The sequence below is a fragment of the Vibrio litoralis DSM 17657 genome (assembly GCF_000426765.1).
Lineage (GTDB): Bacteria > Pseudomonadota > Gammaproteobacteria > Enterobacterales > Vibrionaceae > Vibrio > Vibrio litoralis.
Window position 1 is genome coordinate 24,762 of the sequence record NZ_AUFZ01000016.1, and the last position, 17,488, is coordinate 42,249.

General features: G+C 41.4%; 15 protein-coding genes. 14 read left to right on the forward strand and 1 reads right to left on the reverse strand.

What is annotated here, in order from left to right:
* The first annotated feature begins 117 nt into the window (after positions 1–117).
* From K358_RS0103375 to K358_RS0103445, 14 genes are all read left to right on the forward strand, one after another.
* Complete coding sequence (locus tag K358_RS0103375; RefSeq protein WP_027695495.1) at positions 118–1,341, forward strand: AAA family ATPase; 1,224 nt, start codon at positions 118–120, stop codon at positions 1,339–1,341.
* On the forward strand, positions 1,341–2,315 hold the full coding sequence (locus K358_RS0103380; RefSeq protein ID WP_027695496.1) for a ParB/RepB/Spo0J family partition protein: 975 nt from the start codon (positions 1,341–1,343) through the stop codon (positions 2,313–2,315). The genes K358_RS0103375 and K358_RS0103380 overlap by 1 nt, the downstream gene beginning before the upstream one ends.
* A gap of 384 nt (positions 2,316–2,699) precedes the next feature.
* Positions 2,700–4,910: a tRNA(Met) cytidine acetyltransferase TmcA domain-containing protein gene (locus K358_RS0103385; protein WP_027695497.1), complete on the forward strand. Its 2,211-nt coding sequence runs from the start codon at positions 2,700–2,702 to the stop codon at positions 4,908–4,910.
* Between the two features lie 154 nt (positions 4,911–5,064).
* Positions 5,065–5,709: a pyridoxamine 5'-phosphate oxidase gene (gene pdxH, locus K358_RS0103390; RefSeq protein ID WP_027695498.1), complete on the forward strand. Its 645-nt coding sequence runs from the start codon at positions 5,065–5,067 to the stop codon at positions 5,707–5,709.
* Positions 5,710–5,799: 90 nt separating this feature from the next.
* The gene (locus K358_RS0103395; RefSeq protein WP_027695499.1) at positions 5,800–6,588 is read left to right on the forward strand and encodes a helix-turn-helix transcriptional regulator; all 789 of its coding nucleotides are present in this window, start codon (positions 5,800–5,802) and stop codon (positions 6,586–6,588) included.
* Positions 6,589–6,777: 189 nt separating this feature from the next.
* Positions 6,778–9,927 (forward strand): bifunctional proline dehydrogenase/L-glutamate gamma-semialdehyde dehydrogenase PutA, encoded by a 3,150-nt coding sequence (gene putA / locus K358_RS0103400; protein WP_027695500.1) that lies wholly within the window; start codon positions 6,778–6,780, stop codon positions 9,925–9,927.
* A gap of 11 nt (positions 9,928–9,938) precedes the next feature.
* Positions 9,939–10,652, forward strand: coding sequence for an aldehyde dehydrogenase family protein (locus K358_RS0103405; protein ID WP_027695501.1), 714 nt, complete (start codon positions 9,939–9,941; stop codon positions 10,650–10,652).
* 103 nt (positions 10,653–10,755) lie between these two features.
* Positions 10,756–12,249, forward strand: a complete 1,494-nt coding sequence (gene putP / locus K358_RS0103410; protein WP_027695502.1) for a sodium/proline symporter PutP — start codon at positions 10,756–10,758, stop codon at positions 12,247–12,249.
* Positions 12,250–12,628: 379 nt separating this feature from the next.
* Positions 12,629–12,838, forward strand: a complete 210-nt coding sequence (gene cspE / locus K358_RS0103415) for a transcription antiterminator/RNA stability regulator CspE (protein WP_017025474.1) — start codon at positions 12,629–12,631, stop codon at positions 12,836–12,838.
* Positions 12,839–12,930: 92 nt separating this feature from the next.
* Positions 12,931–13,590, forward strand: a complete 660-nt coding sequence (locus tag K358_RS0103420; RefSeq protein WP_244875220.1) for a Qnr family pentapeptide repeat protein — start codon at positions 12,931–12,933, stop codon at positions 13,588–13,590.
* Positions 13,591–13,687: 97 nt separating this feature from the next.
* Positions 13,688–14,035 (forward strand): YajD family HNH nuclease, encoded by a 348-nt coding sequence (locus K358_RS0103425; RefSeq protein ID WP_027695504.1) that lies wholly within the window; start codon positions 13,688–13,690, stop codon positions 14,033–14,035.
* A 280-nt stretch (positions 14,036–14,315) separates the two neighbouring features.
* Entirely contained in the window at positions 14,316–15,023 is a 708-nt protein-coding gene (locus K358_RS0103435; protein WP_051241154.1) for an AraC family transcriptional regulator, read from the forward strand.
* 105 nt (positions 15,024–15,128) lie between these two features.
* The gene (locus K358_RS0103440) at positions 15,129–16,034 is read left to right on the forward strand and encodes a DMT family transporter (RefSeq protein ID WP_038149638.1); all 906 of its coding nucleotides are present in this window, start codon (positions 15,129–15,131) and stop codon (positions 16,032–16,034) included.
* 78 nt (positions 16,035–16,112) lie between these two features.
* On the forward strand, positions 16,113–16,739 hold the full coding sequence (locus K358_RS0103445) for a LysE family translocator (RefSeq protein ID WP_027695507.1): 627 nt from the start codon (positions 16,113–16,115) through the stop codon (positions 16,737–16,739).
* A 94-nt stretch (positions 16,740–16,833) separates the two neighbouring features.
* On the opposite strand, the gene hpf is transcribed toward K358_RS0103445, so the two are convergent.
* Positions 16,834–17,193: a ribosome hibernation-promoting factor, HPF/YfiA family gene (gene hpf, locus K358_RS0103450; protein ID WP_027695508.1), complete on the reverse strand. Its 360-nt coding sequence runs from the start codon at positions 17,191–17,193 to the stop codon at positions 16,834–16,836.
* Positions 17,194–17,488 lie beyond the last annotated feature (295 nt).

Below are 17,488 nucleotides of genomic sequence, written 5' to 3' on the forward strand. Positions count from 1 at the left end.
TGCAAATAAATGACAATTTTGCTTTGAATTTATCATTACACTAAATGTGCAGCTAATCATTGTTTATATCGTTTTTTGTTGTACAATGATTTTAGATAAAGTTAACTGGATGAACTTATGAAAAGAGAACAGACGATTCAAAATCTGGAACGCCTTGCTGAGCAAACGAAACAAGTTCAAGCAGATCGTATCGAGATTGTTTTAGAAGAACGTAAAGATGATCATTTCCCTGCTATGTCTAAAGCTTTGATGGAAACCCGTTCAGGGCTGACGCGTCGTAAGTTAGACGAAGCGATTGCTAAAATGGAAGCGGAAGGCCATCAATTTACCAAAAACAATGCGAACCATTATTCAATTACATTGAGTGAAGCTCATCAGCTAATGGATGCAGCTGGCGTTGATATGTTTTATCAGCGTAAGAAGAACGCCGGTAATAAACCTTGGATTGTTAATGTGCAGAACCAAAAAGGTGGCACAGGTAAATCCATGTCAGCAGTGCATCTTGCCGCTTGTTTAGCATTGAATTTAGATAAACGTTACCGTATTTGTTTAATTGACTTGGATCCACAAGGCTCATTACGTTTGTTCCTTAATCCACAAATTAGCGTTGATGATCACGAAGAAATCTATTCTGCAGTGGATGTCATGCTGGATAATGTGCCGGAAGGGGTAGAGGTTGATACTGAGTTTTTACGTAAAAATGTGTTATTGCCGACTCAATATCCGAACTTAAAAACCATTTCGGCGTTTCCTGAAGATGCTATGTTCAATGCGGAAGCTTGGCAGCATTTATCACAAAATCAGTCATTAGATATTGTGAAGTTACTAAAAGAGAAGCTGATTGATAAGATTGCCGATGATTTTGACATCATCATGATGGATACCGGTCCGCACGTTGATCCATTAGTTTGGAATGCTATGTATGCCTCTAATGCGTTATTAATTCCTTGTGCTGCTAAGCGCTTAGACTGGGCATCAACAGTGAACTTTTTCCAACATTTACCAACTGTGTATGAAATGTTCCCGGAAGATTGGCAAGGTTTAGAATTTGTTCGTCTCATGCCGACGATGTTTGAAGATGACAATAAAAAACAAGTTTCGGTATTAACGGAAATGAATTACCTACTTGCTGAGCAAGTGATGATGGCAACCATTCCACGTAGTCGTGCATTTGAAACTTGTGCTGATACTTACAGTACAGTATTTGATTTAACTGCCGGTGATTTTGAAGGCGGTAAGAAAACCTTAGCTACTGCACAAGATGCTATTCAAAAAAGCGCGCTAGAATTAGAGCGTGTGATGCATAGTCATTGGGCGTCATTAAACCAAGGGGATAAATAATGGCGATTAAAACTTCTGAATTGAATGCTAAATTATTTGGCAAGGCGAATAAACGCCGTGCGACTTCTCCTGTGGAAGCTCAAGCAGCAGTAAAAGAAAAAGCACAAGTGATTGAATTAGCGATCGCTGGCCAAGATTTGGTGGCTTTTGAGTTGATGTCTGTACCTGCCTCTGAGATCGAAAGCGAAACCGTGGTGTTTTCTGAGAACTCCCGTGAACAATCATTTTTAAATGAGCATGCGTTATCTGACATTTTAGTTACTTTAAAAGAGCGTGGGCAACAGTATCCTGCGGTTGGTCGACGTAATGCTGAAGGTAAAATTGAAGTACTAGACGGTAGCCGTCGTCGTATGTCGTGTATTTTGGCGCAGAAAGATTTTCTGATCTATGTCGCCGACGATATTCAATCTGATCATGCTAAGTTTTTATCTGATGTAGCGAATGCGCATAAGCCGTTATCGTTATATGAACGTGGCCGCGAAATGCAAGCTAAGCTCGATTCTGGTGCCGCTGAAGATCAAAAAGCATTAGCGCAAATGTTCCAATGCAGTGAAGCCTTGGTGAGTGGGGCACTTAAAGCCGCCGCACTACCATTAGAATTACTGCAAGCGTACCCTAATGTAAGCGATGTGGGCCGTCCGACTATCGTTAAACTGCATAAACAGTACTTTTCATTACCGCAAAAATCACAAGAAACGCTACTTGAGAAGTGTCGAAAAGGGCACGGTGCAATTTGGCAACAATCACAATCTCAAGGTGTTGCTCGCTTGACGAAAGAAGTATCAAGCCAGTTAGAAGCGTGGATTGAAGAGTTGCTACCAAGCAAAAAAGAGACAGCTTCTGATAAAGTTGAGTTAGTGAAAGGGCGCGTTAGTTATACTCGCAAAGGCGCTAACTTATCGCTTTCTCTGAAAAAAGTAGATGATGAAGTGATGCAAGATATCTTAGCCTATGTGCAAGGTAAATTAGCCTAATTAGCTTTCATCCAAGTAACTTGGGTTATCACTGTTCTCCTTAATTAAGCCGCCATTTGTGCGGCTTTTTTTGTCTCTGTGATATGCTTATACCCAAGTAACCTCAAGATGCGAGTTTCAGCAAGAATAAAACAAGTTTTAGGCAAGGCAAATTGAATATGATCATAGTGATTCTATCTCTTTGCAATTTAACGTAGCATAAAGCTTGTTTTAACTTGCCCTTCGGGAGCTTCATCCAAACCTTTATGCCGCGTCAGATTGGTTTGAAAGGTGCCTACATTCCTTCGTCAATCTTCCTTGCCTAAAGATTTGGATGATAGCTCTGAATTCTGCATCTTGAAGTCACTTGGGTATACACTATCAATTTTAAATTTAGAAATAAGTATGTCAGCACTTAACTACCTCACTACCTTGTCTGCTCAGCTGCGCCTTGTTAATCAGCGCGTTGCGGTGCAATTACAGTTAAATGATGCCGATGCTCATCAATTGCTAACGCGGTTTATCGAGCAGCAGAATATTGATATCAACAGAACCGCTTGGCTTGGTGGCTATCAACCTTTGCTAGGCTGTGCACATTATACGAGTAAACAAGGCCAACGTTTACTTGGGCAAGAGGTAGAGTTGCTGGTTGTGGATTTTAGCCAAGTATTGGATAGCAGCAGCTTTGATGCCAATAGCTTTAATGCTGCGCTGGGTGCTTTGGTCGGTGGTGGCATTCTTTTTATTATCAATTTTGAATCTTTAGATAATTCATATCAATCCCAATGGTTAGCTCAACATTTTAAGCGTTGGCCGTGTATTGATAATCTTTCAGAAGATGATTTATCACTTGCTGATGTTGAACTTAATCAGGCTTCTGCAATCCGTAATCGATATGATCAACAAGCTGAGGCGGTTGCTGCAATTGAAAAAGTAGTGACCGGCCATCGTCGCCGACCATTAGTCTTAAATGCCAACCGCGGCCGAGGAAAAACGGCCAGTCTAGGTATCGCGGCGGCAAAATTGATGTCACAGCGCGTGATGAAGATAGTCATTACCGCGCCGTCTATTAACGCGTTAAATCCCTTTTTTGAATTTGCTGATAAATCGGTTGGTCAATTAACTTGGCTATCTCAAACGCGTACCGAATGGCATCTTTCTAATGGCTCGCAGTTACGCTTTATGGCTCCGGATGAATTAAATATTTCGGAAGTTGATGCTGACCTAGTATTAGTTGATGAAGCAGCTGCTTTGCCTTTACCTATGCTAAAAAACTTCGTGAATCGTTTTCATCGTTTAGTTTTTAGTTCCACTATTCATGGTTACGAAGGTTGTGGTCGAGGGTTTTCGATTAAGTTTATGCAATGGCTGAATCAGCATCGTCCTGGTTGGAAGCATGTCGAGTTAACTCAACCGATTCGTTGGGCGGAAAATGATCCATTAGAAAACTGGTCGTTTGAGACGTTTTTACTTAATGCTGATGATGGTGTTTCTGAGTTTAATCTTCCTAGCAATACTACTAATGCTACCAATGATATTAATGCCGAGTCATTGGAGCTTTCTCAGCTAGATCTTTCACAAATACTTCTTTCGCAAATAGAGCTGAGTCTGGTATCCAAACAACAGCTGCTCCAAAACGCTGAACTGTTTCGTTCTATTTTTGGTTTGCTGGTGACTGCGCATTATCAAACAACGCCCAATGATGTGATGCAAGTTTTAGCGTCTGATGAAATTCAGGTTTATCAGATTTCTTATCTGAATAAGGATTCTTTAGAAAAACCTAAAGTGATTGGTTGCTTGCTGGTAAGCATGGAAGGCGGATTAGATAGTCAATTGATTAAAGATATTCAGCTAGGAGTACGTCGACCAAAAGGGCATTTAGCCGCAGCCTACCTGACGAATCATCTAGCGATGAATCAACCCGCGGAACAAACATCAGCTCGCATTATGCGAATTGCGGTTGACCCAACTTGGCAAGGAAATGGGGTAGGGAATTTGGCTCTACAGAAATTACAGCAGCAATTAACATCGGTTGATGTCGTAAGTCCGGTTGATTTTCTCTCTGTTAGTTTTGGCGCAACGGCTGCGCTGATCAATTTCTGGAAAAAGTCTTTTCAGTTAGTTTCAATCGGAACTCGTCGAGATCACGCTAGCGGCTGTTATTCTGCTTTTATGGTACAAGCATTATCTGAGCGCGCTAAGCTCTGGGTTGAACCAGCCGCTTTAAGTTGCTTTGATAACTTTCAGCGAGTTCTGCCTCTGCAATATCAAGATATCGAGCATGAAACATTAGCGAGTTTATTGTTTCAGCCGAATCAGGATTCTACGCAATTTTTACTTTCTCCTATGCTGTCTAACTTTGCTTTAGGTGGAAATAGTTTTGAATCGGTTGTGCCTTGGTATAGTCAGTTTGTCATAGAATACTTATCTCAAGTGAATCCATTTTCAGAATTAGCTTCACAACAAAGTAAACTGGATAGCGATGGCGTATCAGTTGTGATTGATAAGGTACTGCTTTTCCATTCATGGCAAGTGGTAGCGGCAAAGCATAAACTGGCGGGCAGAAAACAAGTTGAACAACAATTAAGAGAATGGTTGAAGCAATTTACAGTGTAAATCTGTTGGTATGAATATACCCAAGTCACTTGGGTATAACCTCGATTTACACTGTAAACTGGCTCGTGAAGTTTACTCTTAGCTATCAACCTCAGGCCTTGAATTCACCTGACGTTAAGCGCAAAATAATAAAAAATAGAATTAGGGAAAATACATGAAACTTTCTGATATGCGCCGTGAGTATGCGATGAATGCCTTAAAGCGTTCTGAGTTAGCGGACAATCCTGTTGAGCAATTTAATTTATGGTTACAGCAAGCGATTGAATCTGGCTTATCCGATCCTACCGCAATGACAGTCGCAACGGTTGATGAAAATGGTCAGCCTTTCCAGCGAATCGTATTATTAAAAAATGTCGATGATGATGGTTTCGTTTTTTATACCAACCTAGGTAGCCGTAAAGCTCAGCACTTAGAGCACAATCAAAAAATCAGTTTACACTTCCCATGGCATCCAATGGAAAGACAAGTCCACATTACCGGTCACGTAGAAAAATTATCGGCAATAGAAAATATGAAGTATTTCACTTCGCGACCAAAAGAAAGTCAGCTAGCAGCGTGGGCGAGTAAGCAAAGCAGTCGTATTTCTGCCCGTAGTGTTTTAGAAGGCAAATACATGGAACTGAAAGCCAAGTTTGCGGAAGGGAAAATACCCGTTCCAACTTTCTGGGGTGGCTATCGAGTGAAAGTGGATACTATTGAATTTTGGCAAGGTGGTGAGCATCGTCTGCATGACCGCTTTGTATATAGTAACCAAGATACCTCTACTAGCAGCTGGGATATCTCTCGTTTAGCACCATAAATTATTGAGCGGCATTTAACCGTAAAATAGACACTCTTGATCATCGTTTCGGAACGATGATCAAGTAAAAGCAAAGGATGATAATGGATTATGCTTACCTTTGATGAGTTGCACCCAGAGCCACCGAAACCGGCACAGGTAATGACCTTGCCTAGTCATATGGCTCGCCATCAGCACAATTATACTCAAATAGTGATTGGTCTATCTGGTCGAGCAGAATTTGATGTGGAAGGGGAGGTGAATCTCATTGGCCCTGGGCAGGGATGTATCGTCCGAGCTTCTTCTGAGCATAGTTTTGGTGGGATTGGTGCATCTGATATTCTCGTGCTTAACTTCTTAGATATTAGCCAGTCTGACTCTTCAGTTGCCCATCTGCTTGATGATCTACTTTCCGAAGAAGTGTATTTTCAATTAGATTTCCAAATTCAGCAGCTTATCCAAATGTTGGTGCAAGAAATTAAATCTAGCCCTGACGACCTTCTACTCTGCCGAGCTTGCCAAGATACTATTATTGCTTTATTGAATCGGCATATTAAGAAATTTGAGATGTACAAAAAAGGGCATCGATTAAATATGGAATTAATCGACCGCTATATTCATCAGCACCTTGCTTCAAAAATTACCGTGGCAGACTTAGCCGCATGTTCCTTCCTTGGCGAAAGCCAATTTCACCTGCTATTTAAAGCTCAAGTTGGCGTGACGCCTCATCAATATGTGTTGATTAAACGTATGGAAGAAGCGAAGCGTCTGATTAAAGAAGGCCAATATAGTTTTGGCAATATTGCGGCAATGGTCGGCTTTTCGGATCAGAGTGTATTTACCCACAGTTTTAACCGCATTATCGGCATGTCTCCTTCTACCTTCCGTAAGCAGCGTTAAACAATATACCCAAGTTACTTGGGTATATATTCCTTTCATTGTGTTTAAATTGTGTGATCTTGTTGGTTTTTTGTTTCTAAGCGTTCTTTTTTACAAATAAAACGGAGTTTTAAACAATTCTGTTACCATTTTTCCCACTACACTTCGGATCTATTAACTAATTTATTCCGATTGGTATGAGGAAAATGCATGTTTACAGCAACGGATGTATTGAAAGCGGAATTTAATCAACAGCCCTTAAATCGACTATGGGCGTTAATCTCTCCTTTATATATGGTTGATGAGTCGACTTGGCTGAAGCAGCTTTTACCGTTAGCACAGCCTAGTGATCAGGAAAAGCAATCGATAGAAAGCCAGACTACTGATTTAATTAAATCCATTCGTGCTGATAAGAAGTCAGTACAAATGATTGATGCGCTTTTATTGGAATATAGCCTAGATACTCATGAAGGTATTTTATTAATGTGTCTGGCAGAAGCGTTAATGCGAATTCCTGATTCTGCGACAGCTGATGCTTTGATTCGCGATAAGTTGAGCGTGGCCGATTGGAAATCACATCTCAAAAGTTCCGATTCTGTATTTGTAAATGCTTCTACTTGGGGGCTGATGCTGACCGGAAAAGTGGTCGGTCTGAAAGAATCAGAAGCGCAAAGCCCAACTCAAGGCTTGAATCGTCTAGTCAATAAAATGTCGGAGCCGGTTATACGTAAAGCGATGCATCAGGCGATGAAAATCATGGGCCACCAATTTGTACTGGGCCGTAGCATTGCTGAAGCGCAAAAGAACGGTAAAACTATGCGAGAGAAAGGCTATACCTACTCTTACGATATGCTCGGTGAAGCGGCGCTTACGACTCAAGACTCACAAAAATATTTTAATGACTACCTAATGGCGATCACTGCTGTTGGTAATGACAAGTTTGATCATTCGGTGAGTCCTGCTCCCTCGGTTTCTATTAAACTTTCTGCATTGCATCCACGCTATGAAGTGGCTAATAAAGACCGTGTGATGACAGAGCTATTTGCGACCGTTGAACAATTGATTGTGCAGGCAAGACAACTTGGTGTCGCGCTTACTATTGACGCAGAAGAAGCTGACCGCCTTGAAATGTCTCTTGAGCTTTTTGAAAAGCTTTATCGCAGTGAAGCTGCAAAAGGCTGGGGTAAATTTGGTCTGGTGATTCAATCTTACTCTAAACGCGCGCTGCCTGTTTTGGTTTGGTTAAATGCACTCGCCAAAGAACAAGGTGACCTTATTCCACTACGTTTGGTAAAAGGCGCGTATTGGGATAGTGAAATCAAATGGTCTCAACAAGCAGGCTATTCCAACTATCCGGTTTACACTCGTAAAGAAGCGACTGATGTTGCTTATCTTGCGTGTGCGCGTTTCTTATTAAGTGAACATGTTCGTGGCAATATCTTCCCACAATTTGCCAGCCACAATGCTCATACCGTTACGGCTATTGCGACAATGGCGGAACATAAAGATTACGAATTCCAGCGCTTACATGGCATGGGTGATTCTTTGTATGAACATGCGATGAAAGCGTTTAAGCAATCAGTACGAATTTATGCGCCAGTAGGCAGCCATAAAGATTTACTCCCTTATCTGGTCCGTCGTCTACTTGAAAATGGTGCCAATAGTTCGTTTGTACACCGCTTAGTAGATGCTCGCTGCCCAATTGAGACGTTAAACCAACATCCTGTCGATACTTTGATGGCGCATCAGGAATACCACAACCCTGCGATTCCTCTGCCGCCAGCTATCTTCTCTGACCGTAAGAACTCTTATGGCGTTAATGTTGATATCCAAAGTGAGTTAGAGCCATTTGAAGCGCAAGTTGAACATTGGCTTGCTGAAACTTGGCAAGCCGGTCCTATCATTGCTGGTAAATGTTATTACGAAAGCATGATCAAGGATGAAAATGTAGCGAATGCCAAGATCCAACCAGTCACCGCACCATATGATAGAAAGATCTCTGTGGGATCGGTGGTCTTTTCTAACCTTGATCATGTTTCCGAGGCAATTGAGGTGTCTCAATCATGCTTCCATGAGTGGAACTCGGCTAGCTATCAGTCTCGTTCAGAAAAATTGGATCGTTTGGCGGATCTGTTGGAAGATCATTTGGCTGAACTTGTGGCGATTTGTCACAAAGAAGCGGGTAAAACCATACACGATAGTATTGATGAAGTTCGCGAGGCGGTGGATTTCTGTCGCTTCTACGCCAAGCAAGACGGTATTTTTAATCCTCAAAGTCAATTAGGTTTTGATGGAGTAGAGCGAGTGATTCACCGTGAAGGGCGTGGCGTGTTTGTGTGCATTAGCCCGTGGAACTTCCCACTAGCGATTTTCCTGGGTCAAATTACCGCTGCACTCGTCAGTGGTAATACGGTGATCGCTAAACCTGCGGAACAGACGAGCTTAATTGCCGCCCGTGCCGTTGAGCTAATGTTAGAAGCAGGCTTCCCAAAAGGTGCAATCCAACTATTGCCGGGTAATGGCGCTGAAATTGGCCAAGCATTAACCTCTAATTCCGCGATTGCAGGTGTGGCTTTTACTGGCTCGACACCCACCGCGCAGCGTATTAATGCCACATTGGCGCAGCGTGAAGCAAAACCTGTCCCATTTATCGCTGAAACCGGCGGACAAAATGCCATGATCGTCGACAGTACCGCTCTTCCTGAGCAAGTGGTACGTGATGTGCTGCGTTCGGCTTTTGCTTCAGCAGGGCAGCGCTGTTCAGCCTTGAGAGTGCTTTACGTACAAGAAGATATTGCGGACCGTATTATCGAGTTAATCAAAGGCGGAATGCAGGAGTTATCGGTTGGATTGCCATATTTGCATCAGACTGATGTTGGGCCGGTGATTGATAAAGCCGCTAAAGACAAGCTGCTTGCGCATATCGACAATATGAAACAAAGCCAACGCGTTGTGATTGAACTGCCGTTATCGGAAGCGTGTCAGAAAGGTGACTTTGTACCACCAACTGCGATTGAAATTGATGATATTCGCGTACTGAAAGAAGAAAAATTTGGTCCGATTTTGCACATTGTTCGTTTTAAAGCGAATCAGTTAGCTCAAGTCGTGAAAGATATAAATCAAACTGGTTTTGGTCTAACCATGGGCGTGCACAGCCGTAATGAAACCACTTACCGTTGGATTGAAAAGCAAGCGCGAGTCGGTAACTGTTATATCAACCGCGACCAAGTAGGGGCAGTAGTGGGCGTTCAACCATTTGGCGGGCAAGGTTTATCGGGTACTGGTCCTAAAGCTGGCGGCCCTCATTATTTGTACCGTTTTTCTCAAGTGGCAATGTCCACCTCTAACCCATCAGCCTAGGAGAGTTTGTCATGCAACCTATTACTCGTTTTTCTGAAGTCACGGTTTTTGATGCTCAAACGGCATGGGAACAATGGAACTTGACCGACTACACTTTCAAAAGTGAGTGTTTACTATCCGTTTGTCGCAATTTAGAGCAGGAACAGCCTGAATTAACAGCCGTAATCAAGTATCATTTGCAACAGGCAGAATTATTAATAGCAGAACCTAAATTAATGCCAGGGCCAACAGGGGAGACAAATGAGCTCTATACTGCAGGTCGTGGTATCTGCGCTTTGATTGTCGAGCCGGATATGCCTTGGGCTGCAATTATGGCGCAAATGGCTTGCGCGGTGATTGCTAGTAATGCGGTGATTATATGTAGTGATGATATGGCATTTAACCAATGCATCGAAACGGCGATTGCAGCGGCCTTGCCTGCACACCTTGTGCACATCGTAGCTTATGACTCTTACCAGTCAGTGATTGGTTCCGATATTCGAATCGCTTCGTTTGTTGGCTCTGCAACTACAGAATTGTCGATTAATCGGTTATTAGCACAAAAAGACGGCGTTATCGTGCCTTTTGTCGCTGAAACCATTGATACGACAGCAGAGGAGAAAGAGTTAACTTTAGCTCATGATCCTTGCCTTGTGTTACGCTTTATTACTGAGCGTACACGCACCATAAATATTACCGCAGTAGGGGGTAACGCAACTCTGCTAGAATTAGGTAATCAACACTAAGTAATTGATACGGCTATAGCCTGACATTACTTTCACAAATGCAACAGAATACACAATTAGCTCCTCAGGAAAAGGGGAGTAATAAATTAAAAAGGGTATATCTATGATTGAGAGTAGCTTTGCTATTACCAGTACGTTTATTGCATATTTAATAATGATGCTTGCCATCGGTTATTATGCCTATAAACGTACATCTAACTCGACGGATTATTTTCTCGGGGGGAGAACATTAGGGCCTTGGCCGGCGGCATTGTCTGCGGGTGCTTCGGATATGAGTGGTTGGTTATTACTTGGGGTGCCAGGTTATGCTTATGCTGCTGGTCTTGAAGCGACTTGGATTTGTGCTGGCTTACTTGTGGGTTCATGGCTTAACTGGTTAATTAATGCTAAACGTCTACGTACTTATAGTATTACGACTGATGCGATTACCATTCCTGATTTCTTATCTCGTCGTTTCTTAGATAAGTCAAAATTAATTCAAACCATTTCCGCTTTCTTTATTTTGTTGTTCTTTTTGTTCTATACCAGCTCTGGTTTAGTAGCAGGCGGTAAATTGTTTGAAACAGTATTTGGTCTTGATTACAAAATTGCAGTAATTATTGGTACGGTTTGTGTCATTTCATACACCTTGTTTGGTGGCTTCCTAGCGGTAGCTTGGACCGATTTAGTGCAAGGTTTATTGATGTCGGCAGCACTATTGATTGTCCCAATTGCGGCAATGAGTGGCGGTTTTACTCAAGTTGATATCGACCTGAATAATATCAACCCTGAATTGCTAAACATGTGGACATCTGCCAAAGGGGAGCCATTAACAGCTATAGCTATTATCTCTCTTGTTGCATGGGGCTTAGGTTACTTTGGTCAGCCGCATATTTTGGCGCGTTTTAAAGCCACTCGTAGCAATAAAGACTTAACCACTGCTCGTCGTATTGCGGTTGTGTGGACTGCACTATCAATGGCGGGTGCAATTATGGTAGGCCTAGTAGGCTTAATTTATGTTAACGGTCACCCAACGTTGCAAATTGAAGATGGCGAGAAAATCTTCATGATTCTAGTGAATGCGATTTTCCACCCTGTGATGGCAGGTATTTTACTGGCGGCGATTTTGGCGGCCATTATGAGTACTGCCGATTCTCAGCTATTGGTATCGTCTTCAGCATTAGCGGAAGATTTCTATAAGCAAGTGTTTAAGAAAGATGCGACGCCACAGCAAGTTGTGATGGTTGGTCGTATTGCCGTGGTTGGTGTTTCAGCATTAGCATTAATACTGGCAATGAATCCTGAAAGTTCGGTGCTTGGCTTAGTATCTTATGCGTGGGCAGGCTTTGGTGCTGCATTTGGCCCTGCCATTGTACTGAGCTTGTATTGGTCTAAGATGAACCGTAATGGCGCTCTCGTGGGTATTGTAATTGGTGGCGCGACCATCGTTATTTGGAAGCAATTAACCGGCGGTTGGTTCGATGTGTATGAAATCGTTCCGGGTGTTATTTTCTCGACGATTTCGATTGTTGTAGTCAGCCTCTTAACGGGTGGTCCAAATGAAGAAGTCACTCAACAATACAAAAAATATCAGCGCCAATTAGAAGAATTAGATTAATCTTTTTCTAAAAATTTGCCTATCATTTGGCCTCCATTGTTTACGCAATGGGGGCTTTTACGTTTAAATGTCTATAGTGATTTTGGTAATAAAAATAAAGACATAAATAGGTCGGTAATGACAGTGAAAAAATTTAAACTACTTAGGCCAAGTTTTTAAAAATAACTCTATACAACGATGAAAAACCCGAGTATCTTTAGATACGGCTTGTAAAGGATCTATTTATTTGAAATTTACTTTAGAAGTCTTCACAACACCTGATATACCAGTCAAGTGTCATGAAGTGCCTCTTAAGTATCCTCACTTAAGTAACTCTATTGCCGGCTATAACACGCAACAAGCGTAATTGATTAGTAAAAAATATTTATAGGATTTACCCATGTCTAAGACAACTGGTACAGTTAAGTGGTTTAACGAAGAGAAAGGTTTTGGTTTCATCACTCAAGAGAATGGCGGCGCAGACGTATTTGTTCACTTCCGTGCTATCACAGGTGAAGGTTTCCGCACTCTAGCTGAAGGCCAAAAAGTAGCGTTTGAAGTTGAGCAAGGTCAAAAAGGCCCTCAAGCTGCAAACGTTGAAGTACTATAATTAAGTACTTATAACGAATTAAAAAAAGCCGCACTTGTTGCGGCTTTTTTGTTGCCAGTTTTTCTTAAGTTTTAACTCTTCGAGTAATGCTAATGACTGAACCAGTAATCCAAACCTTTCATCAACACGATTTTTCTTCTCAAGATCTTAGTGGTGAAGTGTTTGAGAAATGTCATTTTTATCAGTGTGACTTTTCTCGTTGTGACTTGTCTGATATCCAGTTTATCGATTGTGTTTTTATTGAATCCGGTGACGTCATCGGTTGTAATTTTGCTTACGCCAAACTGAATGATGCCAGTTTTAAACATTGTAATTTGAGCATGGCCAACTTTGATGGGGCTTCAGCGTTTGGCATCGAAATACGTAATAGTATGCTGAAAGGGGCGAGCTTTGTTCGAACCTTGTTTGCCAATCACATAACGCACAATACTTATTTCTGTTCTGCTTATATTACGCAGTGTGATTTAACCTACGCAAACTTAGAAAATCAACGCCTCGAAAAGTGTGATTTGTTTGAAAACCGTTGGCGTGGTGCTAATCTACAAGGCACATCATTTGAAGGCTCTGATCTTAGTCGCGGTGAGTTCTCTAGCGAACAGTGGAGCCAAGCAAACTGGGAAAGCTGTAATCTCGCGCATGTTGAACTTGAAGGCCTAGACATTCGCAGCGTGAACTTAAAAGGCGTGATGATTTGTCAGTGGCAACAAGAAATGCTGCTTGAACATTTAGGTGTGATCACTATTCCAGATTAGGTTATATACCCAAGTGAATTCTGCACCTTGAAGTTACTTGGGTATAATCAGTTTACAGTGTAAATTAAATCAATAATAACAATGATTAGGAAACAATATGTCGTCTGATTTTTATGGTTCTAGTGCCAGTTATGCGCGCAAAGAAAGTGGTTATCGTGAAAAGGCCTTAAAGCTTTATCCTTGGATTTGTGGCAACTGTGCTCGTGAGTTTGTGTATTCTAATTTGCGTGAATTAACGGTACACCACAAAGACCATGATCATACTAATAACCCAGAAGATGGCAGTAACTGGGAATTGCTTTGTTTGTATTGTCACGACCATGAACACTCTAAATATTTAGAGCATGATTTATATGGCTCGGCTGACTCCACGCCAAAAGAAGATGAGCATCAAGCGGCAACCCATAACCCGTTTGCAAACTTGAAAGATTTACTGAAAAAGTAATGAATATATACCCAAGTGACTTCAAGATGCAGAATTCAAAGCTATCATCCAAGCCTTTAGGCAAGGATGATTGGCGTAGGAATGTAAGCACCTTTCAAGCTAATCTGACGCGGCATAAAGGCTTGGGTGAAGCTCCCGGAGGGCAAGTTAAAACAAGCTTTATCCTGCGTTAAATTGAACAGAGATAGAATAACTATGATCATGTTCAATTTGCCTTGCCTAAAGCTTGTTTTATTCTTGCTGAAACTCGCATCTTGAAGTTACTTGGGTATAAACGGTTATGATTAACGATCGGTTATCGATTCGTTCTTACATTAGTCAATCACGCCAGCATAAGCATGATTATCATCAAATTGTGCTGCCACTACAGGGCGTGATTGAAATGCAAGTCGGTGAGTTTGATGGCAAAGTCAGTGTTGGCGATGCCATCGTTATTCATGCTGGCTTGAACCATGCTTTTTCCGCTGATGAAGCCGCACGCTTTTTAGTAGTCGATCTCAGCCAACTTCCAGCGAACTTATGCCATGCTGAAACGAAAAAGTTTTTGTTATCTCCAGCGACTCTAGCTTATGTGCAATTTGCCGGGTTGCAGTTGATGAGCAAAACTAATGCCTATTTAGAAAATGCGATGTGCGGTATGCTATTTCAGCTATTAGAACAGCAAGGCCAGCAGCTTAGAATCGATCCTCGTATTGCGAGTGTCATAAGTGAAATTCAACAAGATATTAGTCAAAATTGGTCGGTTGAACGATTAGCCAAACTATCCTTTTTAAGTCCTACTCAATTTAAAACCGTATTCAAATTGAACCTAGGCCAAACCAGCCAGCAGTTTGTTTTACAACTTCGAATGGAAAAAGCCAAAGCGCTATTAACTCATACCGATCTTCCTGTGCAATTGATCGGAGAAAAAGTCGGTTTTTCCAACCCATCAGCATTTACTCGCCGCTTTAGCCAATTTTTTGGTCTGTCTCCTAAATCGTATCGATAACCATCACTTTAGTCATAAAGACCGTCTTATCAGCACATTTTAGTTAACAATGATTCTTATACTGAAAACTCACTTGGGTAAAGTTATGGATTCAAAAGGTTAAAAATGCAAAGGATTGAAAATTTACGCTCACCTATTCGCTTTGAAACCGCTGCTCCTTTGCTGTTCTTGCTGATGTGGAGTAGTGGGGCGGTAATGGTGAAAATGGGGTTAATGGATGCGTCACCGTGGACTTTTTTATTCCTACGAGCAGTGGCGACTTTCCTATTCTCAACTCTTGTGCTGCTGGTGGTAAAACCCAAATTAAAGTTTGAATTGTTTCGCCATGATAAAGCGTCGATTATTGCGGTACTAAAAGTCGGTTTCTTTTTGCAGTTTGCCTACCTGAGTACTTATATTTTGTCGATTGACGCCGGAATATCGCCAGGGTTGATTACCATGATATTAGGTTTTCAGCCGCTCATTACACCATTTCTTGCGAAAGAGAGTATGTCGAAACAAGGTTATGCTCTGTTAGCGCTTGGCTTTATCGGCTTATGTATTGCGGTTTTGGGCGCAAAAGGGATCGATGCTTCACATGTAATAGGCCTGTTGTTTGCCGCGCTGGCTTTGATGTCGCTAACTTTTGGCACCATTAAGCAAAAAGGCATCAATATGAATATTGAAAGCATGGTGGTTTACCAAAACTTATTCACCTTATTGCTATTTAGCGTGGTGGCCTTATGTACTGACTGGCAAGTTGAATGGACCAATGAACTGTTTATTTCATTATTTTGGATGAGTATTGTGGTTTCGGTTGGTGCTGTGATGTTGCTGCTTTACATGCTTAAGCGAGGCAGTGCCAGCCAAGTCAGTGTGCTATTTTATTGCATACCTCTTTTAGCCATTATGTTTGATTATTTGATCTTTGGTGAACAACTTAGTGTTATTACGATGGTTGGCATTGTCGTGGTGGTAATCGCGGTGTATTGGTTTCAAAAAGTGAAGCCAGTTAAAGATATATCTGACTAAAGCTATCAACTATTTATTGAATGAAATCACAATTGATGTTTTTATATACAAATCATTGATAGGAAAAGGAGTTTTCGAATGGATTTATGGCATGGGTTAGTATTGATTACTTCTATTCACTTATTAGCCGCAGCTTCTCCCGGGCCGGATTTTATACTGGTATCTCAGCAAACGTTATCGAATGGTAAAAAGGCAGGGTTATTGTGTAGTATCGGTATTGCGCTCGGTCTGTCTATCCATATTCTTTATTCTGCTTTTGGTTTAGCGGCGATTATTGCTAATTCAGCAAGCTTACTTTGGGTGATTAAAGTACTCGGCGGTGGTTATTTAATTTATCTAGGCTGGCAGGGATTAAAAGCGAAAGCTGCAATGCCTGATGAGGTGGAATTGCCAGTAGCGAAAGCGCAGTCTGCGAAAAAGATGATTGGCATGGGTTTCTTGTGTAATGCTTTAAACCCTAAAGCGCCGATTTATTTTGTGTCTTTATTTACTTTAGTGCTGTCAGCGGAGATGCCAATCTATCAAATCGCGATTTATGGTGTATGGATCATGATTTTACAGTTCGCATGGTTCTCTTTGATTGTGACGTTATTGTCTCGACCAACGATTAATAAGAAGTTTAAGCAATGTGGTCACTGGATTGATCGAGTACTTGGTGGTGCGATGGTGGCACTAGGTATTAAGTTGATGATTACTCGTAGTTAATTTTATATCCATCGTGCCCAATTATTTTGGGTATATGAAATGAAAAAAGGAGCTCAATTTGAGCTCCTTTTTGTGTTCTTAAACAATGAAGTAATTAATCGACTAACTTCATTTCTTGAATAATATCAGAGGCAATTTCCGGCTTAGTGCTGGTCGGTGTTGCATGAAGTTCGGCTTTCAGTTGGCCTTTACGGTTTTTAAGTCCGGTTTCTAATTTTTTAACCGCAGCGGCAATCGCTGGATACATCACTTTGTCTTCAGCTTTAGCTGAGATGCGAACGCCTTCGTAGTTAGTGAAGGTTTCAACTTGGTGTTCATTATGCTGTTTAGTGATAATAATGTCGCAGCTGATTAAGTCGGGGAAGTGTGAAGATATTTTATCGAATTTTCCTTCAATCTCAGAACGTGAGTCTTCGCTGAGAGAAACATGATGCGTTTGGATGTTTATTTTCATACACAATACCTTCCTGTTGAAGCGCCTTGAAAATACAAGACAAAAATGCGGATTTAATATCCATAAGTGATTGTTATTCAAAAGCCTAATTGCTTAAGAAGTTCGTCACTGTTGTTTCAAGCTATCAAACTTTAAGACAATAGGCAAAGAGCTTTGTTCCATTTTTAAGTCTAGTTACAAAATCATTTTTAGGTTGACCGATTCGTGCTTTTTTCGTCATGTTCGGGTTAAAACATCGGCACTGAAATTTGGTTTTAGATTGATGTTGATGAATTCGTTATAAAAAAGGGCTTCA